Origin of the sequence: Sphingomonas japonica (assembly GCF_006346325.1) — a bacterium.
Taxonomy (GTDB): Bacteria; Pseudomonadota; Alphaproteobacteria; order Sphingomonadales; family Sphingomonadaceae; genus Sphingomonas; species Sphingomonas japonica.
Genome location: NZ_VDYR01000001.1, coordinates 512,110 through 537,461, shown reverse-complemented (window position 1 = coordinate 537,461; position 25,352 = coordinate 512,110). Strand labels below are relative to the sequence as shown.

The following is a 25,352-nucleotide window of genomic DNA, read 5'->3' as shown; positions in this document are numbered from 1 at the left end:
CGGTCAGCCGCCAGGATCAACGCCCGACCGGCTCGAACCCCAGCGCCACCAGCCGCGGCTCCTGAGCAGCCTGCGCCACCCGTTGCACTTCAGCGGGCGGTGTCGAACGCGGGCCGATCCCCGCCCCGGCCGGCGCGGCCGGCGTGACCGGCGTGCGCTGGGCAACCCGCGCCGGCGCAACCGCAGGTGCAGGCGGCCGTGACGCGATCACCGGCTCGCTGCCGAAGCTGAACGACGCCGGCGGCGGTACGATGCGCGGCACCTTGACCCCCGGCGGCGCGACCGCGACGTCGTCGGTGATCGCCACCGCCCCGCCCATCGCGGTGGCGGCGTAGAGCTTCTTGGCGAAGGCAGTTGGAAAGCGGATGCAGCCATGCGACGCCGGATATCCCGGATTGTCGCCGGCATGCAGCGCGATACCGTCCCAGGTCAGCCGCTGCATGAACGGCATCGGCGCGTTGCTGTAGAGGTTCGAGCGGTGGAACGTCTTCTTCTGGAGGATTTCGAACGTCCCGGTGGGCGTTTCCTTGCCCGGCTTTCCGGTCGACACGCTCGCGACGCCGATCAGCGTCCCGGCGCGATAGACATAGCCGACCTGCAGCGGCAGGCTGACGACGATCGCCACCGGCCCGGCCGTCGGCTGGGGATCATGCCACAGCGCTTCGCCGCTGCCGAGTTCCAGCGCGGCACTCTCCAGCTTCGCGGGCGTGAGCGCCGCCTGCTGCGCACTGGCAATACCGGCGGTCGAGAGCGACCACAGACACGCGACGAAGGTCAGCCATTTCATCCGCATCTTAACAGGCTCCGACTCCGCTTGGTTAACGGCGCGTTCACCGCATCGTGCCACCGCTGCCGCTCGCGAACAAGTCGGACGAGGCGCCGCTTTTTCCCGACCAAGGACGAAGCCGGGCACATCGCGGCGGAACTTTGCCTGCAAATCGTGCTAGTTACCCGCTCATGCTCAATCCGATTTCATCTCGCCGCACATTGCTGCGCGGCGGCGCGCTCGCGCTTGGCGGGCTGATGGTTCCGGCGATGCTCGGCGACGGCAGCGGCCCGATCGCCCGCGTCGCGCCGAAAGTTCCGGCAGCACCGTCGGCGCCCGGCGACGTGCTCCTCGCCCGCGCCCGCGCCGCGCTCGACAGCCATCGCTTCAAACGCCGCGACCGGCTTGCCCTGGTCGATTTCGACGCCGCATCGGATCAGGCGCGGCTGCGACTGGTCGATCTCCACAACGGCCGCGAGCGCAGTCTGCTGGTGTCGCACGGCAGCGGGTCCGACCGCGGCCATACCGGCTACCTCCAGCATTTCTCGAACGAAATGGGCTCGGAAGCGACCAGCGAAGGCGCGTTCCGCACCGCCGATTATTATGTCGGCAAGCACGGCCGCTCGCAGCGCTTGGTGGGGCTCGATCCGACCAACGATCAGGCACTGGCCCGGGCGATCGTCGTCCACGGGGCATGGTATGCCGAACCGACCATGGTCGCACAGCATGGCAAGCTCGGACGCAGCCAGGGCTGTTTCGCGGTCGGCAAAAGCTGCCTCGCCACATTGTTCGATCATCTCGGCAAAGGGCGCCTGATCTACGCGGCCAAGGCGTGACGCGAATGGCATCGTAACCAAAAGCGCGATAGAGCAGCGGGCATGAGCCGGTCGCATCGCTTCTACTCGCACCACGCGCAGGGTTTTGTCCGCGTCGGCGCCGCCACTCCCGCCGCCAGCGTCGGTGATGTCACGGCCAACGCCGACAGCAGCATCGCACTGGCCCGGCATGCCGACTGCCAGGCGATCGACCTGCTGGTGTTCCCGGAACTCAGCGTCACGTCCTACGCCATCGACGATCTGCATCTCCAGGATGCACAGCTTGCCGCCACCGACGCGGCGCTGGCGCGCATCGCGGCGGCGACTGCCGAATTGCGGCCGGTGCTGCTGGTCGGTGCGGCGCTGCGTCGCAATGGCCGAGTCTATAACTGCGCGGTCGTGATCGCTCGCGGACGCATCCTCGGCGTCGTGCCAAAGAGCTTCCTGCCCAATTACCGCGAATACTACGAAAAGCGCTGGTTCGCTGCAGGGGCCGGCCTCGTAGGCCTGACGATCGATGTCGCCGGCACCGCCGCACCATTTGGCACCGACCTGATCTTTGCCGCCGCCGACCTTCCCGACTTCATCTTTCATGCCGAGATTTGCGAGGATTTCTGGGCGCCTGCCCCGCCATCTACCGCTGGCGCGCTGGCGGGGGCGCTGATCCTGACCAACCTGTCGGCGTCGAACATCGTCATCGGCAAGGGCCGCGAACGCGCGATGCTCGCCGCGTCGCAATCGGCGCGTGCGGTCGCCGCCTATGTCTATTCGGCGACGGGTCCGGGCGAGAGCACCACCGATCTGGCGTGGGACGGCCAGGGCATGATCCACGAGCTCGGCGAGCAGCTCGCCACGTCGCAGCGTTTCGATCTCGCGACCGAGATCGTCGTCGCCGACATCGACGTCGCGCGGCTGCGGCTGGAACGGATGCGGATGGGGACGTTCAACGACGCCGCCGCCGCAGCGGGCCATCCCGAAACCCGGTTTCGCCGCATCCTGTTCGAACATCGGCCCGATTTTGCGGATGTCGGGCTGCAGCGCGCCGTACGCCGCTTTCCGTTCGTGCCCAACGATCCCGGCCGCCGCGATGACGACTGTTTCGAGGCGTTCAACATCCAGGTCGAAGGGCTGCGCAAGCGCCTCGTCGCGTCGGAAACGAAGCGGCTGGTGATCGGCATTTCCGGCGGCCTCGACTCGACGCACGCCGCGATCGTCGCGGCCAAGGCGTTCGACCGGCTCGGACGACCGCGCAGCGACATCCTCGGCTTCACCATGCCCGGCTTCGCGACCGGTGAGGACAGCAAGGCCAATGCGTGGGCGCTGATGAAGGCGCTGGGCATCGCCGGTGACGAGATCGACATTCGCCCCGCCGCACGCCAGATGCTCGGCGACCTGGGCCATCCATTTGCCGATGGCGAACCGCACTATGACGTGACGTTCGAGAATGTGCAGGCCGGGCTGCGCACCGATTATCTGTTTCGCATCGCCAATCAGCGTGAGGGCCTGGTGCTCGGCACGGGCGACCTGTCCGAACTGGCGCTGGGCTGGTGTACCTATGGCGTCGGCGACCAGATGAGCCATTACGCCGTCAACGCCGGCGTCCCCAAGACGCTGATCCAGCATTTGATCCGCTGGGCGATCAAGACGGCGCAGTATGATGGCGAGACCGACCGGGTGCTCGATGCGATCCTGGCCACCGACTTTTCGCCCGAGCTAATCCCCGCCGGAGCCGACGGCGCGATCCAGTCGACCGAGGCGGCGATCGGGCCGTATGCGCTCAACGATTTCTTCGCCCACTACCTCATCCGCCACGGCCTTGCGCCGTCGAAGATCGCCTTTCTGGCATGGCATGCCTGGCGCGATATCGACGCGGGTCAGTGGCCGACGGGTTTTCCCGATGCCGACAAGGTTGCCTACGACCTTCCCACGATCCGCCATTGGCTGGAGAAGTTCGTTCACCGCTTCTTCGCGACCAGTCAGTTCAAGCGTTCCGCGCTTCCGAACGGTCCCAAGGTAACGCCTGGCGGCGCGCTTTCGCCGCGCGGCGACTGGCGTGCGCCATCGGACGGGACGGCGCGCGTCTGGCTCGACGAGATCGCCGCCAATCTCCCTTGAACGCCGCGTTCGACGGTGGGAATTTGCCGTTGCGCTCCCGGTCCGCGCCGATATGATCGACATCAAGGCCTTCGCCCGAAGACGGCACCCTTTTTCGTCTCGCGCGTTTGCAGCCGATCGACCTGAATAGAGTGCCTAGTACCGTAGTCTTCAAGCGTACCGGTTCAGCAGTTTTAGGAGCAGGCGAATGCAATCGCGATCGATCAAGCATACTGGTTGGCTTTCCCTCGGCGTGGCAGCCACCGCGCTCACGCTGGCTGCCTGTTCGGGCGGCTCCGACAGTTCCGAATCCGCCGACACTGCGCCGGCTGCCAACACGGCGGCTGCGGCACCCGCAGCGCCGGCGGCTGCTGCCGCCCCCGCCGCCAGCGACACCGCAACGGTCAGCGGCGCGACGCTTGCCAGCTTCACCGGCGACCCCGCGAGCGGCGAAACCGTGTTCCTGCAGTGCAAGACCTGCCACGAGGTCCAGGCGGGCGTGAACAAGATCGGCCCGTCGCTGGCCGGGATCGTCGGCCGCGCCGCGGGCACGATCGCCGGATTCAACTATTCGCCCGCCAACAAGAATAGCGGCATCACCTGGACCAAGGAAAAGTTGTTCCAGTATCTCGAAAATCCGCAGCGCGTCGTCCCGGGCACCAAGATGGCCTTTGCCGGCATTCCCGACGAGCAGAAGCGCGCCGACGTGATCGCCTATCTCGAGCAGCAATAAGCGTCTCGTCAGGTTGGACAGGCGGGCCGTCCGGACCATCCGGGCGGCCCGTTCTCATCTGGCGGCCCGGTCAGCGCCGAATGTGCAAGTCGGCAAGGTGGACAGGGAACGACAGCAAGAGCGGCGCGGCGATCCAGGTCCAATCGGCTCCGATCAGCGCCGCACGCAGCGCCAGCAGCATCAGCGCTCCCGGCACCAGTCGCAGGAACGCGTCGCGCGCGCTCCAGCGTCCGCTCCCGACCAGATAGGCAAACTCCACCGCGATCACCGCGAGCACGATGTCGACGGCATGGCCGCTCGCGAACAGCGCGTTCAGGAAAACGGTCCGTTGAGCGCGACGATCTGCCAGTTGAGCAACCCGGCCACCGTCACCCAGGCGAGATACGGCACCAGCAGCGCCGCCGCCAGCCACGAGCGCCGTGCCGCATAGAGCATCAGCATCACCACCGACACACCCAGCACGATCACCTCGATCGCCGCCCAGTCGGGCCGCTGCATCCGAAAGAACAACAGGCTCCACAGGATGTTGAGGAACCCGTTGAACGCGAACAGCCCGATCAGCATCTCGCTTTCGCGCCGGTCGGGCATCGCTCGCCATGCGGTAACTCCGCCCAGTCCGGTGATCGCGAAGATCGCGGTCCACGCCACCCCGTACAGGGCATCGGGCGGCGCCCAGTCGGGCTTGGCAAGGCTATAATACCACGGCCCGATATCGGTCATCGTCGCGCCCAGCATCGCGACAATCAGTGCCGCCGCCGCAGCGATCGCGACAGGGAAGATCCAGGCGCGGCCAAGCGCGGTCACGCCGCCGACCCCAGCAGGTGGCGGACATCCTTCCAGAAGATGCGAACATGCGCCATCGGTCGCGCGCGCACGAGCCGCTTGTTCATATAGGCTTGCCACGTCAGATGCTGGACGTCGGGGTCCTTGCAGATCGTAACGAAGCGCTCGCGCCTCTTGTCGCTGCGATACCAGAAATGCTGCATCATCCGCAGGATCCAGAACACCCGGCCATGCTCGCGCATGAACGCCCGGCGGGCACGGCGAAGCGCACGCGCATTGCCGGTCGCGAGGAACGTCTCGACCGCATCGGCGGCGTGCCGCCCTCCTGCCATCGCATAATAGATGCCCTCACCCGACGCAGGCGCGACGACCCCCGCCGCGTCGCCCGCGACCACCACGTCGCGGCCATTGTCCCAGCGCCTGAGCGGCTTGAGCGGGATCGGCGCGCCTTCGCGCCGGATCGTCGCGCAGCCATCGAGCCCCGTCTGCGCCCGCAGCCGCTCGACCGCGTCGCGCAAGGGGAATCCCTTGTTGGCGCTGCCGACGCCAATGCTGGCGGTGTCGCCATGCGGAAAGATCCACGCATAGAAATCGGGCGACAGATGCCCCTGATAATAGATGTCGCAGCGCGACCGGTCGAACGCGTCGCTGTCGCCCGAGGGCGATGCTATGATCTCGTGATAGGCGAATACGCACGGCGTCTTGCCCCCGCCCTTTAGCGTCGCGCGCGCCACGCCCGATCGCGCGCCGTCTGCGCCGATCACGCTTTTGGCGCGCACCCGCCGTGCCTCGCCCGAGCGCCCCTCGCGATAGACGACCACGGCGCAGCCGTCGGGGTCGCGCTCGACGCTCTCGAAAATGCCGGTGCGCCGCTCGGCCCCGGCCAGCGCGGAGCGGGCGCGCAGCCATTCGTCGAACGTCTCGCGATCGACCAGTCCGACAAAGCCGTCGCCGACCGGCATGTCGACGATCGTGTTCGACGGCGATACCATGCGCGCCGACCGCGCCTTGCCGACCAGCAGATGGTCGGGGATGGCGAAATCCTCGATCGCGCGCGGCGGGATCGCGCCGCCGCACGGCTTGATGCGCCCGCCCCGGTCGAGCAGCAGGACGTGCCGCCCTGCGCGTGCCAGATCGGTCGCGGCGGTCGCACCCGCCGGTCCACCGCCGACCACCACCACGTCGAAGTCGCCTGCCAAGCGAGAACTTTCGGTCATCGTGCCAACTCCCCCAGGGGTCCGATCGCGGGCCGCGGCGTCCGTCCGGTCGCCCCGATGGCAAGCACCGCGGCGACGAGGAACAGCAGCGCCTCGCCCGCGAACACCAGCCGGAACGCCGCTGCGTCATCGCCGATCGCGGCGCGCGCCCAGTCTACTCCGAGCGCGCCGATCAGCCCGCCCAGCCCGAACGCAATCGCCTGCGCCGCGCCCCACACGCCCATGCGCAGCCCGGCGCTGCCGTCGCCGTCCGCTCCTGCGAGCGCCATCATCGATCCGATCGCGGCGACCGCGAACACGCCATTGGCAAAGCCGAGCAGCGCCACGTTCGCCGCCAGCGGCCAGCCGGGACCGCTCTGCGCCGCCAGGACCAGCCCTCCCAGCGCCAGTGCCGACGCGCAGCAGCCGCAGACCGTCCAGCTCCGCAGCCCGGCCGCACCCTTCCCGCCGAACGCATTGCCGCCGATGCCGACCAGGATCATCCCCGCGAGCACGCCGCCATGCTGCACGCCCGCCAGCTGGGTCGACTGCCCCGGCGTATAGGCGAACACCAGCCCCGCGAACGGCTCGAGGATCATGTCCTGCATCGAATAGGCGAGCATCGACATGAACACGAAAACGGTGAAGCGCCGGGCGTCGCTATCGCGCAGCATCGCGCGCATGGCATCGAGCAGGCTGCGCTCCTGCCTGGACGGGACGGCGGCGATCGGCTCTGCCTTCCCCTCGATGCCGCGCACCGCAAGCAGCGCGACGACGAACGCGATCATGGCGACGCCGCCTGCGACCAGCGCAAGGCGTTGCAGCGAGAAGGGGTCGAGCAGCGCCCCCGCCGTGCCGGCCGACACCACGATTCCGGCAACCATCATCACCCAGGTCAGCGCCGCCGCGGCCGGACGCCGCTCGGGCGCGACCCGCGTCGCCAGCAGGGCGAGGAGCGAGGTGCCCGCCGCGCCGACCCCGCCCCCGATCATCGCGAACGCCGCGATGGCCAACGCCAGACCCAGCGCCGACCCCGATGCCAGCAGCGGCAGCGCATCGATCGCGATCAGCACGCCCAGCGCCAGCACCGCCATCCCGCCGGTGATCCACGGCGTGCGCCGCCCGCCACGATCCGATCCGTGGCCCCATGCCGGCCGGGTCAGCTGCACCGCATAATGCCACGCCACCAGCCCCGCCGGCAGCGCCGCGGCCAGCGCATACTCCACCACCATCACCCGGTTGAGCAGCGACGTCGCCAGCATCACCATCGCGCCGATCGCGCTTTGCACCAGTCCGAGCCGGACGACCCCCAGCCAGCCGAGCCTGGAAGCGTGGGGAAGCGCCTGCGTCACGCCGCGCTGCCCAGGCCGAACGCGGTCGCCAGCATTCCGGTCACGTACATCGCGACGCCGGTGGCGTTGTACCACGGCGCCCGCGCCTGCGGATCGCCGAGCATCCGCCGCATCGCCCAGAGCTGTCCGAGCACCAGCAGCGTGACGAAACCCGCGGTCGCGATCATGCCCCAGGCCAGCAGCAGCCCGAGCACCGCCAGTTGCGGGAGCAGCATCGTTGCGCAGGCAATGCGCGCGGCGCGATCGATCCCCAGTATCGCCGGCAGCGATCGCACTCCGGTCAGCCGATCGCCCTCGACCGCCTTGAAATCGTTGAGCGTCATGATGCCGTGCGCGCCCAGGCTGTAGAGCAGCAGCACCGCCAGCACCTGACCGCTCGGCAAGGCGCCCGCCATCACGGCGGCCCCGGTGAACCAGGTCAGCCCTTCATAGCTCAGCGCGACCGCGCCCGGTCCCCAGATGGCATTGACCTTGAGGCGCAGCGGCGGCGCGCTGTACGCCCATGCCAGCGCCAGCCCGAGCAAGGTCGCGGCGAACACCCACGGCCCCGTCGCCCATGCCACCGCCGCCGACAGCAGCGTCCCGAACACGGCGATCGCCAATCCCCATTGCCCGCCGATCCGGCCTGACGGAATCGGCCGCTCGGGCTGGTTGATCGCATCGACGTGCCGGTCGAACCAGTCGTTGACCGCCTGGCTGGTGCCGCACACCAACGGCCCCGTCAGCGCGATGCCGGCGATCAGGAACGGCCAGCGCTCGCCGACCGGTACGCCCGACGACACGACGCCGCAGACGAATGCCCAGATCGGCGGAAACCAGGTGATCGGTTTGAGCAACTCTACGACATCGCGCGGCGCCGGGATCGGCGCGCGGCGCAGCGGAGTCGTCGAACCTGCCATGCCCGAAGGCTATGCCTGCCGCTGCATGCCGTCAAACCAATTTGACACTCACCGTGTCCAGATTGTCGGATCAGGCCTCGTCGCTGGCGACCAGACTGCCCAGTCCGTGCCGGTGCAGCTTGGAATAAAGGCTCTGGCGGCTGACCCCCAGGATTTCAGCGGCTGATGCGCGATTATCGGAAGTGTAGGTAAGCGCCGCTTCGATGCACAGCCGTTCGATCAGGTCGGTGCTCTCGCGCACGATCTCCTTGAGCGACATGCGCCCGACCAGGTCGGTAAGCTGCTCGACCGATCGCGGAACGTCCCGGCCGGGATCGGCCACCTCGCGCAACCGCCGGCCGACCGTACGGATCGTGAATCCGAACTGCCCGGACCCGTTTTCGCCCGGCACAGCCACGCCCGAAACCTCGACTTCCTCCTCGCCGCCGCCCGATCCGCACAGCACCGTCGCGACGTTGCGCACCATGCCGTGTTCGCGAAGCTGCGCGGCGATGAGTTCGAGGTCGATGCCGGGCCGACCCAGCCACGCGTCGAGCGCCGCGCCGGTTACGCGCTCGGGCGAGGCCACTTCGGCGAGATCGACGAACGCGGCGTTGGCCGTCAGGATGGTCATGTCGGCATCCGCCAGCACGAAGGCATCGGGCATGCGCTCGACCACATCGCGCAGGCGATCGGGTTCGGCTTCCACGGGCGCCGCGCTCTCGACGGGTTCGATCCGTACGAGCAACAGTGCGATCCGCGCCTGGCGAAACAGCGTTGCGTTAATGCGGGCCTCGCCCAGCCCCTTGCGCAGCGCCGCGGTCAGCGGCGCGGGCGCGGCGGCCGCTTCGGCTGCACCGAAGAAGGCGACCAGCGCCTCGCGCTGATCGGCATCGACGAGCATGCTCGCCGGTTGATCGGCAAGCGCGCCGTCGCGTACGCCGAGCAACCGATGCGCAGCCGCGTTGGCTTCGCGTATCCGGCGCGTCGCGGCATCGACGATCAGCACCGGCTCGTGCGCGAGGTCGAACAACATGCGATAGCGCGCCTCGGCCTGACGCAGCCGGATATAGTCGCGCTCGAGCGATTGCTGCGTCTGCAGGAGGCGCTGCTGAGTCGCCGCCGCGGCGCGCATGTCGCGCCCGATCGCGATGATGCGGCCGTGCTGCCCCAGCGCCATTGCCAGATACCGAACCGGAACGTCGCCATTGGGCGTGGCGTGATTGACCTGTCGCCAACGCGGGGGCGCGCCCGCATCGACGTCGGCCAGCATCTCCCCGACCTTGGGCACGCTCTCGATCGTGACATTGGCAGCCCAGCGCGTCCCGACCCAGCCGCTTACACCCATCCGCGCCAGGTCGCGGTCGGACACGGCCATGTCGAGAATGGTGCCGTCGCGGTCGAGGATGAACGTGACGTCGCCGACCGCGCCCAGGATCGACGCCGCCGCTGCCGCGCTCAACGCTCCGGGATGCACCTCCGGATCGGCGAAACCCTGCGGGGCGGGAGGGACATGGTGGCTATTCATCGACGAGCCGCGGAGCTCCTGGCAAGATCCTCAGCCGGTACAACATGCCTTGCGCGTTGCCGCGCCGAGCAATGCCTCGGCCACTTCGAGTGCCGCGCGGGCATCGCGCGCCGTGCCGTCGGCACCAACCTGGTCCGCCAGCGACGGATCTCGGGTGAAGACGGGCCCCCCGACCATCACGCAGAGATGCGGATTGCGGGAAACACTGCGCAGCGCGGCAATGGCCGACGGCAGCGCGGCGATATGGCACTCGCAACTTGCGGTCAATCCGATCAGGTCGAACCACTCGTCCGCCAGCCGGTCGGCGAGCATGGCGTGGGTCGCATCGCACAGCCGGTCGGTGCTCCAGCCATTGCGCGCGAACAATTCCTCGACGACGACGGTGCCGAAGCTGTGCTGGTCCCCCGGGACCGGTGCGAATAGCGCCGACGCTGCCTCGCCGCCTGCCCGTTCGGCGGGGATGCGGTCCGACAGCTCGTGGACGATTTCCTGAAGCCGCCACAGCCCCATCGTCACGTCGACAAAGTCGCAACGATCCTGCTCCCAATATTCGCCCAGCGCTTTCGCGGTGGGCGCGAGGAGGTCGAGCAGAAGCGTTTCGACACCGATGCCGCGATCGAGCATCGCCTCGATCTGCGCGAGCAGCTCGTCAGCCTCGACCTGCATCGTCAGCGGCGCGAACATCGCTACTTCGAGCGGGTCGATCTGCGCTCCTTGCTCGGTCGGTCGTCCGAAACGGTGTGCGGGGTGCGCGACCATCAGCCGCGGAATGACCTCGCACTCGATCAGGGCCGACAGACTTGCGGGGACGATCGGACCAACCTGCGCGCCCGGTTTGCGACGGCGTTCGGCCCCGGAGCCGGATGCGCGACGCGTCGGTGGCGCGTAGGCGGTGGCCGCTTGGCCGACACGGTAACTGGAAGCCATGCGCCGCTCTCCCGGCAGTGGAGCCTTACTCCGACACGACGCGGCCGCCATTTTTGGTGTCCCCCGACGACTCGGATGCTATGCCTGTTCCGCCGTCTCGACAAGCGCGGAAACACGCTGCAGCGCACCATGTGTCATTATTATTGGACGTCAATTTGGTTTGACACTCGGTGGATCGCTGCCATACTCGGGGCAACTAGCACGAGAGGCAGGCGGGGACGATGCGGCCGGAAGCGGGCATCAGTAATGGGCAGCAGCAGCGGACACGATCGCTGTACACGCCCGAGCAACGCGCCCGCCGCGACGCCAGCCGCTGGACGTTGGTCCAGGGCATCCTCGCCCCCGTCCAGTTCATGATTTTCGCGGTCAGCCTGTTTCTCGTCGTCCGGTATCTGACGACCGGCGACGGCGCGGTCGCTGCTACCGTGTCGATCGTCGTCAAGACACTGGCGCTCTACGCGATCATGGTCACCGGCTCGATCTGGGAAAAGGTCGTGTTCGGCAAATGGCTGTTCGCCGAGGGCTTCTGGTGGGAAGACCTGTTCAGCATGGTCGTGCTGGCGCTCCACACCGCCTATCTTGCGATGCTGCTAGCCGGGATCGGCACCACCGCGCAGCAGATGACCGTCGCGCTTGCCGGATACGCCGCCTATATCATCAATGCCGGGCAGTTCCTGTGGAAACTGCGCATCGCCCGGGTCGAACAGCCCCGCGGGATGGCCCCGGCATGAGCCCGGCGCTGCCCCTGCCCGCATCAGGCGCGGATTGCGCGCCGGTGTTGCGGCAGCGCGGGCAGCGCGAGGTGTTCTGCGGCCTTACCGGCATCGTCTGGCTGCATCGCAAGGTGCAGGACGCGTTCTTCCTCGTCGTCGGATCGCGGACCTGCGCGCACCTTCTGCAATCGGCGGCGGGGGTGATGATCTTTGCCGAACCGCGCTTCGGTACCGCGATCATCGAGGAGCGCGATCTCGCCGGCCTCGCCGATGCCAATGAGGAACTCGACCGCGTCGTCGATCGGCTGCTGACGCGGCGTCCCGATATCAGGATGCTGTTCCTGGTCGGATCCTGCCCCAGCGAAGTCATCAAGCTCGACCTGTCGCGCGCCGCGCAGCGGCTGTCGGCCAAACACACCCCCGATGTTCGCATCCTCGCCTATTCGGGCAGCGGCATCGAGACGACCTTTACCGAGGGCGAGGACGCGTGCCTCGCGGCGCTGGTCCCCGAGCTCGCCGACGAACCCGCCGGAGCCGCGCCCGCACTGATGATCGTGGGCGCGCTGCCCGACATCGTCGAGGACCAGTTCCTGCGGCTGTTCGCGGAACTGGGCATCGGCCCTGTCCATTGCCTGCCCGCGCGCCGCGCCGGGGCGATGCCGCCGGTCGGCCCCAACACCCGCTTCCTGCTCGCGCAGCCCTTTCTGGGCGCGACCGCGACTGCGCTGGAGAACCGCGGCGCGCAGCGGATCGACGCGATCTTTCCGTTCGGTGCGGAGGGAACGACCGCCTGGGTCCACGCCGCGGCGCGAGCCTTCGGCATCGACGAGATGCATTTCCGCCGCACCGTCGCTCCCGGGCGCGAACGCGCCAAGCGGGCGATCGAGCATAGCCGCGAGAAGCTGGCGGGGAAGCGCATCTTCTTCCTGCCCGACTCGCAGCTCGAAGTGCCGCTGGCGCGGTTCCTGTCGAACGAACTGGGGATGGTCCCGGTTGAGGTCGGCACGCCCTATCTCCACCGCGCGCACCTTGCCCAGGAACTGGCGCTGCTCCCCGCGGGGACGCTGATCAGCGAAGGGCAGGATGTCGATCGACAGCTCGACCGCGTCCGCGCACATCAACCCGATCTCACCGTGTGCGGCCTAGGCCTCGCCAACCCGCTGGAGGCCGAGGGGCTGACCACCAAGTGGGCGATCGAGCTGGTGTTCTCGCCGATCCACGGCTTCGACCAGGCCGGCGACCTCGCCGAATTGTTCGCCCGCCCGCTGCGGCGGCGCGACGTGTTGCGGGTGTAGCGCGATGCAGCTGACCGTCTGGACCTATGAAGGCCCCCCGCATGTCGGCGCGATGCGCGTCGCGACCGCGATGGAGGGTGTCCACTACGTCCTGCACGCGCCGCAGGGCGACACCTATGCCGACCTGCTGTTCACGATGATCGAGCGGCGCGGGAAACGTCCCCCGGTCACCTACACCACCTTCCAGGCGCGCGATCTGGGCAAGGACACGGCCGAGCTGTTCCAGACCGCCGCGCGCGATGCGTTCGAGCGTTACCGGCCGCACGCGATGATCGTCGGCGCGTCCTGCACTGCCGAGCTGATCCAGGACGATCCGTCGGGGCTGATGGCGGCGATGAAGCTGCCGATCCCGGTGATCCCGCTCGAACTGCCCAGCTACAGCCGCAAGGAAAGCTGGGGCGCGGCCGAGACCTTCTACCAGATCGTCCGCACCCTCGCCGACCGCGATGTCCGCCCCGCCCCGCGCGAAGGCCGCCGTCCGCGCGCCAATCTGCTCGGTCCGACCGCATTGGGCTTTCGCCACCGCGACGACGTCGTCGAGATCACCCGGCTGCTGGGTGCGATGGGCATCGACGTGCACTGCGTCGCTCCGCTCGGCGCCAGCCCGGCCGACATCGCCAATCTCGGCGCGGCCGATTTCAACGTCTCGCTCTACCCCGAAACCGCCGACACCGCCGCGCGCTGGCTGGAGAAGAGCTTCGGCCAGAAGACGGTGCGCACTGTCCCGATCGGGCATGGCGCGACCCGCGATTTCATCGCCGAGGTCGCCGCGATTGCCGGCGTCGATGCCAGCGCCGTCCTTGATAGCGTCGAGAGCTCTGGGCGCCTGCCGTGGTGGAGCCGATCGGTCGATTCGACCTATCTCACTGCCAAGCGCGTATTCATCTTCGGCGACGCTACCCACGCCATCGCCGCCGCGCGCGTGGCGCGCGACGAACTGGGCTTCAAGGTCGTCGGCCTGGGCTGCTACAATCGCGAGTTCGCCCGCGACCTGCGCGACGCTGCCAAGGAATGCGGCGTCGAAGCGCTGATCACCGACGACTATCTCGAAGTCGAGGCTGCGATCGCCGAGCTGCAACCCGAACTGGTGCTGGGCACGCAGATGGAGCGCCACATCGCCAAGCGGCTCGGCATCCCGTGTGCGGTGATCTCGTCGCCGGTCCATGTCCAGGATTTCCCTGCGCGCTACTCGCCGCAAATGGGGTTCGAGGGCGCCAACGTCCTGTTCGACACCTGGGTCCACCCGCTGGTGATGGGGCTGGAGGAGCACCTCCTCACCATGTTCCGCGATGACTTCGAGTTCTCGGATGCCAGCGGCGCGAGCCATCTTCACGCAGTCCATGTAGCTCCGGAGCCCGCCGATCCATCTCAGGCACCATCCGGCGAAACTCCGGCCGATACGGAGCTGTGGACCCCTCAGGCCGAGGCCGAACTGCGCAAGATCCCGTTCTTCGTGCGTGGCAAGGCGCGCCGCAATACCGAGGCGTTCGCCGCCGAGCAGGGTCTGGCGACGATCACCCTCGACACGCTGTACGATGCCAAGGCGCATTATGCGCGCTGACGGCCCTCCCCCGACCCCGCCGGTGCGGGTGGTGATCGTCACCCTCGACAATCATCTGTCGGGCGCGTTCCAGCGGGCACAGCAACAGTTCGATCGCGCAGGGCTCGGCGTCACGCTCGCCTTCCACGCCGCCGCCGATTGGGAAGACCAGCCCGAAATGCTCGCCGCGGCACGCGCCGACATCGCCCGCGGCGACATCATCCTGGTGACGATGCTGTTCCTCGAGGACCACATCCGCGCGATCCTGCCCGACCTCGAGGCGCGTCGTGAGGCGTGCGACGCAATCGTCGGGCTGATGTCGGCAAGCGACGTCGTCAAGCTCACCCGGATGGGCGAGTATCGCATGGACAAGCCCGCCAGCGGCCCACTCGCCTTGCTCAAGAAGCTGCGCGGCTCGCCCAAGCCCGGCAACAGTTCGGGCGCCAGGCAGATGGCGATGCTGCGCCGCCTGCCCAAATTGCTGCGCTTCGTGCCGGGCACCGCGCAGGACGTGCGCGCCTATTTCCTGACGCTGCAATATTGGCTGGCGGGCAGCGACGACAATGTCGTCGACATGATCCGCGCGCTGATCGACCGCTATGCCGACGGCGAGCGGCGCGGGCTGCGCGGTGCGATGAAGGCGCAGCCGCCGCGCGACTATCCCGATGTCGGCGTCTATCACCCGGCGCTCCCCGATCGCATTGCGCATACCGCCACCGAACTGCCGCGCCGCCGCGATGCGCGCGGAACGGTCGGGCTGCTGATGCTGCGCTCCTACGTGCTGGCCAAGGATGCCGGGCATTATGACGGCGTGATCGCCGCGCTCGAGGCCAGGGGGCTCGACGTGATCCCCGCCTTTGCCGGCGGCCTCGACGGGCGCCCGGCGATCGAGGCGCTGTTCCTGCGCGACGGCAGGCCGGTGGTCGATGCAGTCGTCAACCTCACCGGGTTCAGCCTGGTCGGCGGCCCCGCCTATAACGACACCGCGCTGGCGGAGGAGATGCTGGCGCGACTCGACCGGCCCTATCTCGCCGCGCATCCGCTCGAGTTCCAGACGTTGCAGGCGTGGGGCGCGAACCGCCAGGGGCTGTTGCCGCTCGAGGCGACGATGATGGTCGCGATCCCCGAACTCGACGGCGGCACCGTGCCGATGGTGTTCGGCGGGCGCTCCGACGGGGCGGAGACGCCGTGCACCGGCTGCGAACGCCGCTGTTCCTTTCCCGCCGCCGGTGCGGTCCGGGCGATGGAAAGCTGCCCCGAACGTGCCGAGGCACTGGCCGGCCGCATCCTCAAGCTGGTCGATCTGCGCCGCGCGGAGGAAGCGGAGCGCCGGGTCGCGATCGTGCTGTTCAACTTCCCGCCCAATGCCGGCGCGGCGGGCACTGCGCAGTTCCTAGCGGTGTTCGAATCGCTCCACGCCACGCTCGTGCGGCTGGCGAGCGAAGGCTATGACGTCGAGGTGCCGGCCGATGCCGACGCCGTGCGCGAGCGCATCCTCGGCGGCAACGCCGCGCGCTACGGCAGCGAAGCCAACGTCCATGCCCGCGTCACCGCCGACACTATCGTCGCGCGCGAGCCGCATCTGCGCGAGATCGAGGCCGAATGGGGCCCCGCCCCCGGCCGCATCCAGTCTGACGGCGGTGCGGTGCAGATCCTGGGCGCGCAGTTCGGCAAGGTGTTCGTCGGCATCCAGCCCGCGCTCGGCTATGAAGGCGATCCGATGCGGCTGCTGTTCGAAGGGCGCTTCGCCCCGACGCACGCCTTTGCTGCCTTCTACCGCTGGCTGCGCGAGGATTTCGGCGCGCACGCCGTGCTGCATTTCGGAACGCACGGCAGCCTCGAATTCATGCCCGGCAAGCAGGCCGGCCTGAGCGCCCGGTGCTGGCCCGACCGGCTGATCGGCGATCTGCCCAACCTCTATCTCTACGCCGCCAACAACCCGTCCGAAGGCGTGCTGGCCAAGCGCCGCTCGGGCGCCACCCTGATCAGCTACCTCACCCCCGCGCTGACCAGGTCGGGCGTGTACAAGGGGTTCGCCAATCTCAAGGCGTCGGTCGAGCGCTGGCGCGCGCTGCCCCCAGGCGACGACCATGCCCAGCCGCTGGCGGAAATGATCGCCGATCAGGCATCCGCGCTCGACCTCGACGGATCGGACATCGCCGCGCTTTCGGCGCGCCTCTACGAGATCGAGCGCGAGCTGATCCCGCAGGGACTGCACGTCGCGGGTCAGGCAGCGACGCGTGCCGAGCGGATCGACATGCTGCTCGCGTCCGCCGAAAGCCGCGGCGAGACGCTACCGCGCGACACCATCGAGGCGCTGGTCGATCACCGTATCGCGGCCGATACGCCGCTGCTCGCCGACATGGCCGCGCTCGACGCGGCGCTGGCGAGCAATGGCGAACTCGACGGCATCGTCGCCGCGCTGGCGGGCCGCTACATCCGTCCGGTATCGGGCGGCGACCTGCTGCGCTCGCCCGAGATCCTGCCGACCGGGCGCAATATCCACGGCTTCGACCCGTTCCGCCTGCCCAGCGCATACGCAGTGCGCGACGGGGCGCAGCAGGCGCAGCGGCTGCTCGATCGCAGCGTGGCCGATGCCGGGCACCTGCCCGAAACCGTCGCGATGGTGCTGTGGGGCACCGATAATCTCAAGAGCGAGGGCGCACAGATCGCGCAGGTGCTGGCGCTGATTGGCGCGCGGCCGCGCTTCGACAGCTATAACCGCCTCGCCGGGGCCGAACTCATCCCGCTCGCCGAACTCGGCCGCCCGCGCATCGACGTGATCGTCACCCTGTCGGGCGTGTTCCGCGACCTGCTGCCGCTGCAGACGCGGATGATGGCGGAGGCGGCGCTGCTCGCGGCGCAGGCCGACGAACCCGACGCGCTCAATTTCGTGCGCAAGCACGCGCTCGCCTGGCAGGCCGAGCAGGACTGCGACCTCGACACCGCGGCGCTGCGCATATTCTCGAACGCCGAAGGGGCGTACGGCGCCAACGTCAACCTGATGATCGACAATGGCGGCTGGAGCGATCCCGACGAGCTCGCCGACTGCTTCGAGCGGCAAAAGGGCTTCGCCTATGGCGTGCGCGGCGCGCCGGTGCGCCAGGCGGGACTGCTCGCTTCGGCGCTGAAGACGGTCGATTGCGCCTATCAGAACCTCGAATCGGTCGAACTCGGCATCACCGCCATCGACCAGTATGTCGATACGCTCGGCGGGATCAGCCGCGCCGTCACTCGCGCGAGGGGCGTCGCGGCACCGGTATATATCGGCGACCAGACGCAGGGGTCGGGCAAGGTGCGCAGTCTGCAGGAACAGGTCGCGCTCGAAACGCGGACGCGGCTGCTCAATCCGGTATGGACCGAAGGCCTGCTGCGCCACGGCTATGAAGGCGTGCGCCAGGTCGAGGCGCACGTCACCACGACGATGGGCTGGTCGGCGACGACCGGCGAAGTCGATCCCTGGGTCTATCAGCGGATCAGCGAAACCTATGTCCTCGACGATGCGATGCGCGCGCGGATCGCCGCGATGAACCCGCGCGCCGCCGCCCGCGTCGCCAATCGCCTGATCGAGGCTTCGGAGCGCCAATACTGGCATCCCGACGCCGCTACCCTCGCCGCCCTCCACGCCGCCAGCGACGACATCGAGGACCGCCTCGAAGGCGTCGTCGCGGTCGCGGCATAAGGAACAACAGAATGGCCCTTCACGATCCCATCCGTCCAGACGGCGACGGCAGCGTCCAGGTCCAGCTCGACCCGCGCGACCGCATCGGCACCGCCAAGGTCTTCGCGGTCTATGGCAAGGGCGGCATCGGCAAGTCGACGACCTCGTCGAACCTCTCCGCCGCCTTCTCGCTGCTCGGCAAGCGCGTGCTCCAGATCGGCTGCGATCCCAAGCATGACAGCACCTTCACGCTGACCAAGAAGCTGATGCCGACAGTGATCGACGTCCTCGAAACGGTCGAGTTCCATCATGAGGAACTGCGTCCCGAGGATTACATGTTCGAAGGCTTCAACGGCGTGATGTGCGTCGAGGCGGGCGGGCCACCAGCGGGCACCGGCTGCGGCGGCTATGTCGTCGGTCAGACGGTCAAGCTGCTCAAGCAGCATCACCTGCTCGAGGATACCGACGTCGTACTGTTCGACGTGCTCGGCGACGTGGTGTGCGGCGGCTTCGCGGCGCCGCTCCAGCATGCCGAGCGCGCGGTGGTGGTCGCCGCCAACGATTTCGACAGCATCTTCGCGATGAACCGCATCGTCGCGGCGATCCAGGCCAAGTCCAAGAATTACGACGTGCGCATGGCCGGCGTCATCGCCAATCGCTCGGCGGCGACCGACGAGATCGATCGCTTCAACGAAGCGACGGGCCTCAAGCGCCTCGCGCATTTTCCCGACCTGGACGCGATCCGGCGTTCGCGGCTCAAGAAATGCACGCTGTTCGAGATGGAACAGACCCCCGAGGTCGAGGCCGCGTGCAACGAATATAAGCGCCTCGCCGCGCATATGTGGGCCGGAACCGACGCGCTCGATGCCAAGGCGATGAAGGATCGCGACATCTTCGAATTTCTGGGGTTCGAGTGATGACTGCGACCTACGCCTCGTACCGCAGCAAGCTCGAAACCTATTTCGACCGCACCGCGTCGAAGACCTGGGAGCAGCTTACCTCCGATGCGCCGGTCAGCCGCATCCGCGCCACCGTCCGCGCCGGACGCGATCGGATGCGCGCGACGATCCTGTCGTGGCTGCCTGCCGATCTTTCCGGCCTGAGGCTGCTCGACGCGGGCTGCGGCACCGGCGCGCTGGCGGTCGAAGCGGCGCAGCGCGGCGCGCAGGTGGTGGCGATCGACATCGCCGGCAGCCTGGTCCACGTCGCGCGCGATCGCTCGCCGCCGGGGCTGTCGATCGACTGGAAGGTCGGCGACATGCTCGATCCGTCGCTGGGCCGGTTCGACCATGTCGTCGCGATGGACTCGCTGATCCACTATCCCGCCTTCGACATCGTCGACGTGCTGCGCAGCCTGGCCGATCGCACCTCCGGGTCGATCGTCTACACCTTCGCCCCCGCCACGCCGATGCTGACCGCCATGCACAATGTCGGCAAGCTGTTCCCCCGCAGTGATCGCGCGCCCGCGATCATCCCGGCCACCGAGCGGCTGCTGCGCACGCTCGCGTCGAACGCGATGCCGCATGCGCGCGTCGGTCGCACGCAGCGCATCGCCAGCGGCTTCTACACCAGTCAGGCGATGGAGATCGTCACGGCATGAGCAGCGCTGCCGCCCTGTGGACCCGGATCGGCACCCGCTTCCTGCCGTTCGCCGACGCGGCGAGCGCGGAGCTTCCGCTGGGCCGCCTGCTGCGGCTGTCGCTGTTCCAGGTATCGGTGGGCATGGCCGCGGTGCTGCTGACCGGCACACTCAACCGGGTGATGATCGTCGAACTCGGCATGGCGGCATCGGTCGTAGCCGGCATGGTCGCGATCCCGCTGCTGTTCGCGCCCTTCCGCGCACTGATCGGGCACCGCTCGGACCATCACCGCTCAGTACTGGGATGGAAGCGGGTGCCATATATCTGGTTCGGATCGCTGCTCCAGTTCGGCGGCTTCGCGATCCTGCCGTTCGGAATGCTGGTGATGTCGGGCGGCGGTGTCGGCCCGGGCGCCGCCTGGGCCGGGCATTTCGGCAGTGCGCTCGCCTTTCTGATGGTCGGCGCGGGCATGCACATGACGCAGACCGCCGGGCTCGCCCTCGCCACCGATCTCGCACCCGAGGAGACGCGCCCGCGCGTGGTCGCGCTGCTTTACGTGATGCTGCTGATCGGCATGCTGATCAGCGCGGTGGTGATCGGGCGGTTGCTGAGCGATTTCACGCCGACCAGGTTGGTGCAGGTGATCTCGGGCGTCGCAATGATGACGATGCTGCTCAACATCGTCGCGCTGTGGAAACAGGAAGCACGCAATCGCGCCGCGACCTCCGCCGATACCCCCCGCCCCCCGTTCGCGCAGCTCTGGGCCGAATTCGTCGCGCGTCCGCGCACGCGGCGGCTGCTGGTTGCGGTCGGCCTGGGCGCGGCGGCATTCAGCATGCAGGACGTGCTGCTCGAACCCTATGGCGGCGCGATCCTCGGGCTGTCGGTCGGCGCGACCACGTCGCTCACCGCGCTGTGGGCTGCGGGCATGCTCACCGGCTTCGCGCTGGCCGCACGGGCGATGGCGCGCGGCGCCGATCCGTTGCGGCTCGCAGGCTATGGCGGCGTCGCCGGGATCGCCGCGTTCCTGTGCGTGCTGTTCGCCGCGCCACTCCAAGCGGTGCCGCTGCTGGCGATCGGCGCGGCGATGATCGGGCTGGGCGGCGGACTGTTCTCGGTCGGCACGATGGTCGAGGCGATGGGGCTGGCCGAGGCCGGGCGCTCGGGGCTGGCGCTCGGCGCATGGGGATCGGTGCAGGCGAGCTGTGCGGGGCTAGCCATCGCCATCGGCGGCATCTCGCGCGACCTGGTTTCGGCAGCGGCGGTCGCGGCCGATTTCGGCCGGGCGCTCGCCGATCCGGCGACCGGCTACGGCGTCGTCTATTGTCTGGAAATCCTGTTGCTGCTGGGCACGCTGATCGCGCTCGGGCCGTTGGTGCGCGGACGCGGCGACGCCCCCGGCCCGGCACCGCGTCGCTTCGGCCTCGGCCAGTTTCCGATCTAGAAGGGGAAGGCACATGAACGTCATCATCACTCCCGGAATCGACGTTGCGCTGCTCACGCTCAACGCCTTCTTCCTGTTCTTCATCGGGCTGCTCTTCTATCTGCGTCGCGAGGACCGCCGCGAGGGCTATCCGCTCGAGGACGAGATGTCGGGTCGGCTCGACACGCCGGGCGGCGTGCTGCTCCAGGCCGAGACCAAATTCTTCCGCCTCCCGTTCGGCCACGGCATCGTCTCGGCGCCGACCAAGGGGCGCGAGCCGGTCGACATCGCCGCGCGCCGCACCGACCGCTTCGCCGGTGCGCCCTATGCCCCGACCGGCGATCCGCTGGTCGACGGGGTCGGTCCCGCCGCCTGGGCCGATCGCGCCAAGCGTCCCGATCTCGACATGGAAGGGCATCCGCGCATCGTTCCGCTCGGCGGCGCTTCGGAATTCTGGATCGTCAAGGGCGACCCCGATCCGCGCGGCATGCCAGTGACCGCCGCCGACGGCCAGGTCGCCGGCACCGTCAGCGAAGTGTGGATCGACAAGGCCGACCGGCTGATTCGCTATCTGTCGGTGGAGATCGGCGGGGCGCCGGGCCGCGTCGTGCTGGCGCCGATGTTCATGGCCTCGATCGAGCGCCGCAAGGGCCGGGTGGTGATCGACGCGATCAACGCCGAGCAGTTCGAGCGCGCCCCCACCGCCGGCGCCGACGGCACGCTCACCCTGTACGAGGAAGAGCGCATCCAGGCCTATTTCGGCGGCGGCTATCTCTACGCCAATGCCAATCGTCAGGAGCCGTTCCTGTGATCACCGAATATGAGATCGAGCCGATCCCTGGCCTTCCCGCCGCGCTGCCGCCAGGCGAGCGCATCCTGTGGCAGGGAAAGCCGCAATGGCGCGCCCTTGCCCGCACCGCATTCCACACCCGGCTGGTCGGCGGCTATTTCGCGGTGCTGACGGTGGTGGCAGCGATCGGATCGGGCGGCAGCCTGTTCGGCATCGCCATGACGGCCGTGTCGGGCATCGCCGCCGTCGCGCTGCTTTCGGCGCTGGCATGGGGCACGGCGCGCGGCGCGGTCTATACGCTGACCGACAAAAGGCTGGTGCTGCGCATCGGCATGGCGCTGCCCAAGTGCATCAACCTGCCGCTGCCGCTGATCGAGGCGGTCGATTTCGCCGCGCGGCCCGACGGCAGCGGCGACATAGCGGTGCGGATCAGGGGCGCGCAGTCGCTCGGCTTCGTCGCCTTGTGGCCGCACGCTCGCCCATGGATGCTGGCACGGCCGCAGCCGATGCTGCGCAGCATCGTTGATGCCGAGCGGGTCGGTGCGATGCTTGCCCGGCTTTGCCTGACCGCACATCCCGACGGCCAGCTGCACGCTCCCGAGGCTTCGCGCAGCCATGCCCCGGCCTATGCCGAGGCGGCGGCGGCATGACCGCGCATAGCCACGAAAACACCGTGCCGCGCGGCGCGCTGCTGCTGGTCGGCGGACTGGTCGGCTTCGCATTGCTCGCCACCGCGACCTTCCGTATCGCCGACCTGCCCCCGGCGGCCTCGCCGGTTCTCGAACGCGCATCGGCGCATGTTGCGGCGGTCGAGAGCCAGACGCTGCGCTTTGCCGACATGGACGATGGCGGCGTGCGGATCGATCGCGTCGGCGGGGCGAGCACGATCATCCATCCCGGCGAGCAGAGCGGCTTCGTGCGCGGCGTGATGCGCGGGATGGCGCGCGATCGCCGCATGCGCGGTATCGGCAGCACACCGCCCTTCACGCTGACCTTATGGGCCAATGGCGGTTTGTCGTTGACGGATACCGCGACCGGGCGGATCATCGAGCTCAACGGCTTCGGCCTCGACAATCGCGCAACCTTCGCCAAGCTGCTGGAGCCCGCCGCATGATCGGTCGCACGCGTTTCGACACTCCCTGCCGGATCGAGGTGGAGCATAGCGACGAGTTCCTGTGCGCGCATGTCGAGCTGGCGAACGGCGTCGCGCTTCGGCCCGGCGACAGCGTGCGCGTCCACGGCGCGCCGATCCATGTCGATTTCGGGCAGCGCCGCAGCTTCCACCGCACCGCCACGGTCGAGCGCGCCGGCGCGGTCGAGCGGCTGTGGACCAAGTTCGCCGGTCATTTCGAGATGACCGAACTCTACGAAGTCAGCTTTTCATCGCGGAGCATGCCATGAACGCCGTGACGCCCACCATCGCCGCCGACACGGGGTCCCCGCAGAACACTGTTGCGCGGGGGAACCCCGACACGATGGCGATCGCCCGGGAAGACACCGCGCTGTCCCCGCGCTTCTACACGACCGATTTCGACGCGCTTGACGCGATCGACGTGTCGAGCGTCCGGGCGGAATGGGATACGCTGATCGCCGAGATGGCCGCCGATCCGCGCAAGGCGCATTTCAAGCGGACCCGCGCCTTCGAAGGCGTGATCGAAGGACTGCCCGACGGGCTGCGCGAGGAGTTCATCGACTTTCTGGTGAGCTCGCTGACCGCCGAATTCTCGGGCTGCATCCTCTATGCGGAGATCGCCAAGCGCACCAGCAATCCGGACGTCAAACAATTGTTCAAGCTGATGAGCCGCGACGAGAGCCGCCATGCCGGGTTCATCAACGACACGCTCAAGGACGCCGGCATTGGCATCGACCTGGGCTTCCTCACGCGCGCCAAGAAATACACCTATTTCCGGCCGAAATTCATCTTCTACGCGACATACCTGTCCGAAAAGATCGGCTATGCGCGGTACATCACCATCTTCCGGCACCTCGCCGCCCACCCCGACCACCGCTTCCACCCGATCTTCAACTGGTTCGAGGAATGGTGCAACGACGAGTTCAGCCACGGCGAGGCGTTCGCGCTGCTGATGCGCGCCGACCCCAAATTGCTCGCCGGGCACAACCGGCTGTGGATCCGTTTCTTCCTCGTTGCGGTATATGCGACGATGTACGTGCGCGATCACAACCGCCCGGCGTTTCACAAGGGGCTCGGCATCGACCCGACCGACTATGACCTTCAGGTCTATCGCGTCTGTTCGGCGATCACGCGGCAAGTGTTCCCGGTGGTGCTCGACACCGACGCGCCGGGTTTCCGCGCGGGGCTGGAAGCGATCCGCAACGCCGCCGCCCGCATCGACGACGGCAAGCGCCAGGGCGGGATCGGCGGCGCGTTCAAGCGCCTGACCGGGATGGCGGGCGCCGGGCTCGCGTTCATCCGGCTCTATTTCCACCGCGCCGAGCGCAACGAGGCCCCGGCGAGCGTACGGATGGTCCCCGCCTGGTGAGCGCGCCGCCGCTCCTGTTCGCGCTGCTGATGTGGTTCGTCGGCACCGCTGCGGTGGTGTGGCTCGACAGCCGCCCGCGCGCGACCTTCGCGCGCAGTTTCGCGTGGAGCGGAATCGCGGCGCTGGCGGCAATGGTGGCGCTGTGGTGGATCGCCGGCGATACCTCGCCCGGCGGCGCCTATCTCGGCTTCGCGGCGGCGATCGTGATCTGGGGCTGGCACGAAATGGGGTTCCTGATGGGCTTCGTCGCCGGCCCGCGCCGCACTCCCTGCCCGCCCGGCCTGCATGGCTGGGCACGGTTCAGCGCCGCAACCGCCACCGTCATCCATCATGAAGTCGCGCTGGCGGCGACGGTGCTCGCGCTGTTCGCGCTGTGCTGGGGACAGCCCAACCAGGCCGCGCCGCTGACCTTCGCGCTGCTGTTCGCACTGCGGCTGAGCGCAAAGCTCAACCTGTTCCTCGGCGTGGCGAACCTGTCGGACGAGATTTTCCCGGCGCATCTCGCCTATCTCAAGACCTATTTCGGGACGCGGCGGATCAGCTGGCTCTATCCGGTGTCGCTGCTCGGCTGCATGCTGCTCGCGACGCTCGCGTGGCGCGCGGCCGAGGCGGGAAGCGGCGGCGGCGCAGTCACCGCGACGCTGCTCGCGGGGCTGGCGGTGCTGGGACTGGTCGAGCATCTGTTTTTGATGCTGCCATTAAAGGACGGGACATTGTGGCGCTGGGCTTCGGCCGAGCGCAAGCCGGCGGTACTGCCCGCCGCGACGACGGAATAAG

General features: G+C 68.4%; 24 protein-coding genes. 16 read left to right on the top strand and 8 right to left on the bottom strand.

The features are described 5' to 3' along the window. Nucleotides 1-16: 16 nt before the first annotated feature. A complete protein-coding gene (locus FHY50_RS14440) occupies nucleotides 17-793 on the bottom strand; it encodes a L,D-transpeptidase family protein (RefSeq protein ID WP_208402866.1) in 777 nt (258 codons plus the stop codon). A gap of 164 nt (nucleotides 794-957) precedes the next feature. Between FHY50_RS14440 and FHY50_RS02665 the strand changes: the two genes are divergently transcribed. The 3 genes from FHY50_RS02665 (at nucleotide 958) to FHY50_RS02655 (ending at nucleotide 4,408) form a co-directional block, all read left to right on the top strand. After that, nucleotides 958-1,602, top strand: coding sequence for a murein L,D-transpeptidase catalytic domain family protein (locus tag FHY50_RS02665; protein WP_140046839.1), 645 nt, complete (start codon nucleotides 958-960; stop codon nucleotides 1,600-1,602). Between the two features lie 42 nt (nucleotides 1,603-1,644). Further along, nucleotides 1,645-3,696 (top strand): NAD(+) synthase, encoded by a 2,052-nt coding sequence (locus tag FHY50_RS02660; protein ID WP_140046838.1) that lies wholly within the window; start codon nucleotides 1,645-1,647, stop codon nucleotides 3,694-3,696. Between the two features lie 187 nt (nucleotides 3,697-3,883). Further along, a complete protein-coding gene (locus FHY50_RS02655; protein ID WP_140046837.1) occupies nucleotides 3,884-4,408 on the top strand; it encodes a c-type cytochrome in 525 nt (174 codons plus the stop codon). Between the two features lie 70 nt (nucleotides 4,409-4,478). Here FHY50_RS02655 and FHY50_RS02650 read toward each other — a convergent pair whose 3' ends face one another. The 7 genes from FHY50_RS02650 to FHY50_RS02620 form a co-directional block, all read right to left on the bottom strand. Continuing rightward, nucleotides 4,479-4,685 carry a hypothetical protein gene (locus FHY50_RS02650; protein ID WP_243847045.1) on the bottom strand — a complete coding sequence of 69 codons (207 nt, stop codon included), beginning with the start codon at nucleotides 4,683-4,685 and terminating at the stop codon, nucleotides 4,479-4,481. Between the two features lie 35 nt (nucleotides 4,686-4,720). Then, nucleotides 4,721-5,212, bottom strand: a complete 492-nt coding sequence (locus FHY50_RS02645; RefSeq protein WP_140046836.1) for a TspO/MBR family protein — start codon at nucleotides 5,210-5,212, stop codon at nucleotides 4,721-4,723. After that, the gene (locus tag FHY50_RS02640; protein WP_140046835.1) at nucleotides 5,209-6,408 is read right to left on the bottom strand and encodes a geranylgeranyl diphosphate reductase; all 1,200 of its coding nucleotides are present in this window, start codon (nucleotides 6,406-6,408) and stop codon (nucleotides 5,209-5,211) included. Before FHY50_RS02640 ends, FHY50_RS02645 begins: the two co-directional genes overlap by 4 nt. Continuing rightward, entirely contained in the window at nucleotides 6,405-7,739 is a 1,335-nt protein-coding gene (locus tag FHY50_RS02635; protein WP_244935285.1) for a BCD family MFS transporter, read from the bottom strand. Before FHY50_RS02635 ends, FHY50_RS02640 begins: the two co-directional genes overlap by 4 nt. Further along, the gene (gene chlG, locus FHY50_RS02630) at nucleotides 7,736-8,638 is read right to left on the bottom strand and encodes a chlorophyll synthase ChlG (RefSeq protein ID WP_140046834.1); all 903 of its coding nucleotides are present in this window, start codon (nucleotides 8,636-8,638) and stop codon (nucleotides 7,736-7,738) included. Before chlG ends, FHY50_RS02635 begins: the two co-directional genes overlap by 4 nt. 70 nt (nucleotides 8,639-8,708) lie before the next feature. After that, nucleotides 8,709-10,145 carry a transcriptional regulator PpsR gene (gene ppsR / locus FHY50_RS02625; RefSeq protein ID WP_140046833.1) on the bottom strand — a complete coding sequence of 479 codons (1,437 nt, stop codon included), beginning with the start codon at nucleotides 10,143-10,145 and terminating at the stop codon, nucleotides 8,709-8,711. A 30-nt stretch (nucleotides 10,146-10,175) separates the two neighbouring features. Continuing rightward, nucleotides 10,176-11,072: a cobalamin B12-binding domain-containing protein gene (locus tag FHY50_RS02620; RefSeq protein WP_166745478.1), complete on the bottom strand. Its 897-nt coding sequence runs from the start codon at nucleotides 11,070-11,072 to the stop codon at nucleotides 10,176-10,178. Nucleotides 11,073-11,293: 221 nt separating this feature from the next. Between FHY50_RS02620 and bchF the strand changes: the two genes are divergently transcribed. The 13 genes from bchF to puhE are packed head-to-tail and all read left to right on the top strand — an operon-like array spanning nucleotide 11,294 to nucleotide 25,351. After that, nucleotides 11,294-11,803, top strand: a complete 510-nt coding sequence (gene bchF / locus FHY50_RS02615) for a 2-vinyl bacteriochlorophyllide hydratase (protein WP_140046831.1) — start codon at nucleotides 11,294-11,296, stop codon at nucleotides 11,801-11,803. Next, on the top strand, nucleotides 11,800-13,080 hold the full coding sequence (locus tag FHY50_RS02610) for a ferredoxin:protochlorophyllide reductase (ATP-dependent) subunit N (RefSeq protein WP_140046830.1): 1,281 nt from the start codon (nucleotides 11,800-11,802) through the stop codon (nucleotides 13,078-13,080). Before bchF ends, FHY50_RS02610 begins: the two co-directional genes overlap by 4 nt. 4 nt (nucleotides 13,081-13,084) lie before the next feature. Then, the gene (gene bchB, locus FHY50_RS02605) at nucleotides 13,085-14,641 is read left to right on the top strand and encodes a ferredoxin:protochlorophyllide reductase (ATP-dependent) subunit B (protein ID WP_140046829.1); all 1,557 of its coding nucleotides are present in this window, start codon (nucleotides 13,085-13,087) and stop codon (nucleotides 14,639-14,641) included. Then, a complete protein-coding gene (locus FHY50_RS02600) occupies nucleotides 14,631-18,302 on the top strand; it encodes a magnesium chelatase subunit H (protein WP_140046828.1) in 3,672 nt (1,223 codons plus the stop codon). Before bchB ends, FHY50_RS02600 begins: the two co-directional genes overlap by 11 nt. An 11-nt stretch (nucleotides 18,303-18,313) precedes the next feature. Next, nucleotides 18,314-19,198 carry a ferredoxin:protochlorophyllide reductase (ATP-dependent) iron-sulfur ATP-binding protein gene (gene bchL, locus FHY50_RS02595; RefSeq protein WP_140046827.1) on the top strand — a complete coding sequence of 295 codons (885 nt, stop codon included), beginning with the start codon at nucleotides 18,314-18,316 and terminating at the stop codon, nucleotides 19,196-19,198. Then, on the top strand, nucleotides 19,195-19,881 hold the full coding sequence (gene bchM, locus FHY50_RS02590) for a magnesium protoporphyrin IX methyltransferase (RefSeq protein ID WP_140046826.1): 687 nt from the start codon (nucleotides 19,195-19,197) through the stop codon (nucleotides 19,879-19,881). The genes bchL and bchM overlap by 4 nt, the downstream gene beginning before the upstream one ends. Continuing rightward, entirely contained in the window at nucleotides 19,878-21,305 is a 1,428-nt protein-coding gene (locus tag FHY50_RS02585; protein ID WP_140046825.1) for a BCD family MFS transporter, read from the top strand. Before bchM ends, FHY50_RS02585 begins: the two co-directional genes overlap by 4 nt. Before the next feature lie 13 nt (nucleotides 21,306-21,318). Next, complete coding sequence (gene puhA, locus FHY50_RS02580; protein ID WP_140046824.1) at nucleotides 21,319-22,095, top strand: photosynthetic reaction center subunit H; 777 nt, start codon at nucleotides 21,319-21,321, stop codon at nucleotides 22,093-22,095. Next, the gene (puhB, locus tag FHY50_RS02575; protein ID WP_244935284.1) at nucleotides 22,092-22,724 is read left to right on the top strand and encodes a photosynthetic complex putative assembly protein PuhB; all 633 of its coding nucleotides are present in this window, start codon (nucleotides 22,092-22,094) and stop codon (nucleotides 22,722-22,724) included. The genes puhA and puhB overlap by 4 nt, the downstream gene beginning before the upstream one ends. Continuing rightward, nucleotides 22,721-23,188, top strand: a complete 468-nt coding sequence (gene puhC / locus FHY50_RS02570; RefSeq protein ID WP_140046823.1) for a photosynthetic complex assembly protein PuhC — start codon at nucleotides 22,721-22,723, stop codon at nucleotides 23,186-23,188. Before puhB ends, puhC begins: the two co-directional genes overlap by 4 nt. Next, entirely contained in the window at nucleotides 23,185-23,475 is a 291-nt protein-coding gene (locus tag FHY50_RS02565; protein WP_140046822.1) for a hypothetical protein, read from the top strand. The genes puhC and FHY50_RS02565 overlap by 4 nt, the downstream gene beginning before the upstream one ends. Continuing rightward, nucleotides 23,472-24,575, top strand: a complete 1,104-nt coding sequence (gene acsF, locus FHY50_RS02560; RefSeq protein ID WP_140046821.1) for a magnesium-protoporphyrin IX monomethyl ester (oxidative) cyclase — start codon at nucleotides 23,472-23,474, stop codon at nucleotides 24,573-24,575. The genes FHY50_RS02565 and acsF overlap by 4 nt, the downstream gene beginning before the upstream one ends. Then, nucleotides 24,572-25,351 carry a putative photosynthetic complex assembly protein PuhE gene (gene puhE, locus FHY50_RS02555; protein ID WP_140046820.1) on the top strand — a complete coding sequence of 260 codons (780 nt, stop codon included), beginning with the start codon at nucleotides 24,572-24,574 and terminating at the stop codon, nucleotides 25,349-25,351. Before acsF ends, puhE begins: the two co-directional genes overlap by 4 nt. The last annotated feature ends 1 nt before the right edge of the window (nucleotide 25,352 follow it).

Coding starts and splice junctions, on each gene's coding strand:
- FHY50_RS14440 (WP_208402866.1), bottom strand. CDS start 793: ATGCGGATGAAATGGCTGACCTTCGTCGCGTGTCTGTGGTCGCTCTCG.
- FHY50_RS02665 (WP_140046839.1), top strand. CDS start 958: ATGCTCAATCCGATTTCATCTCGCCGCACATTGCTGCGCGGCGGCGCG.
- FHY50_RS02660 (WP_140046838.1), top strand. CDS start 1,645: ATGAGCCGGTCGCATCGCTTCTACTCGCACCACGCGCAGGGTTTTGTC.
- FHY50_RS02655 (WP_140046837.1), top strand. CDS start 3,884: ATGCAATCGCGATCGATCAAGCATACTGGTTGGCTTTCCCTCGGCGTG.
- FHY50_RS02640 (WP_140046835.1), bottom strand. CDS start 6,408: ATGACCGAAAGTTCTCGCTTGGCAGGCGACTTCGACGTGGTGGTGGTC.
- chlG (WP_140046834.1), bottom strand. CDS start 8,638: ATGGCAGGTTCGACGACTCCGCTGCGCCGCGCGCCGATCCCGGCGCCG.
- ppsR (WP_140046833.1), bottom strand. CDS start 10,145: ATGAATAGCCACCATGTCCCTCCCGCCCCGCAGGGTTTCGCCGATCCG.
- FHY50_RS02620 (WP_166745478.1), bottom strand. CDS start 11,072: ATGGCTTCCAGTTACCGTGTCGGCCAAGCGGCCACCGCCTACGCGCCA.
- bchF (WP_140046831.1), top strand. CDS start 11,294: ATGCGGCCGGAAGCGGGCATCAGTAATGGGCAGCAGCAGCGGACACGA.
- FHY50_RS02610 (WP_140046830.1), top strand. CDS start 11,800: ATGAGCCCGGCGCTGCCCCTGCCCGCATCAGGCGCGGATTGCGCGCCG.
- bchB (WP_140046829.1), top strand. CDS start 13,085: ATGCAGCTGACCGTCTGGACCTATGAAGGCCCCCCGCATGTCGGCGCG.
- FHY50_RS02600 (WP_140046828.1), top strand. CDS start 14,631: ATGCGCGCTGACGGCCCTCCCCCGACCCCGCCGGTGCGGGTGGTGATC.
- bchL (WP_140046827.1), top strand. CDS start 18,314: ATGGCCCTTCACGATCCCATCCGTCCAGACGGCGACGGCAGCGTCCAG.
- FHY50_RS02585 (WP_140046825.1), top strand. CDS start 19,878: ATGAGCAGCGCTGCCGCCCTGTGGACCCGGATCGGCACCCGCTTCCTG.
- puhA (WP_140046824.1), top strand. CDS start 21,319: ATGAACGTCATCATCACTCCCGGAATCGACGTTGCGCTGCTCACGCTC.
- puhC (WP_140046823.1), top strand. CDS start 22,721: ATGACCGCGCATAGCCACGAAAACACCGTGCCGCGCGGCGCGCTGCTG.
- FHY50_RS02565 (WP_140046822.1), top strand. CDS start 23,185: ATGATCGGTCGCACGCGTTTCGACACTCCCTGCCGGATCGAGGTGGAG.
- acsF (WP_140046821.1), top strand. CDS start 23,472: ATGAACGCCGTGACGCCCACCATCGCCGCCGACACGGGGTCCCCGCAG.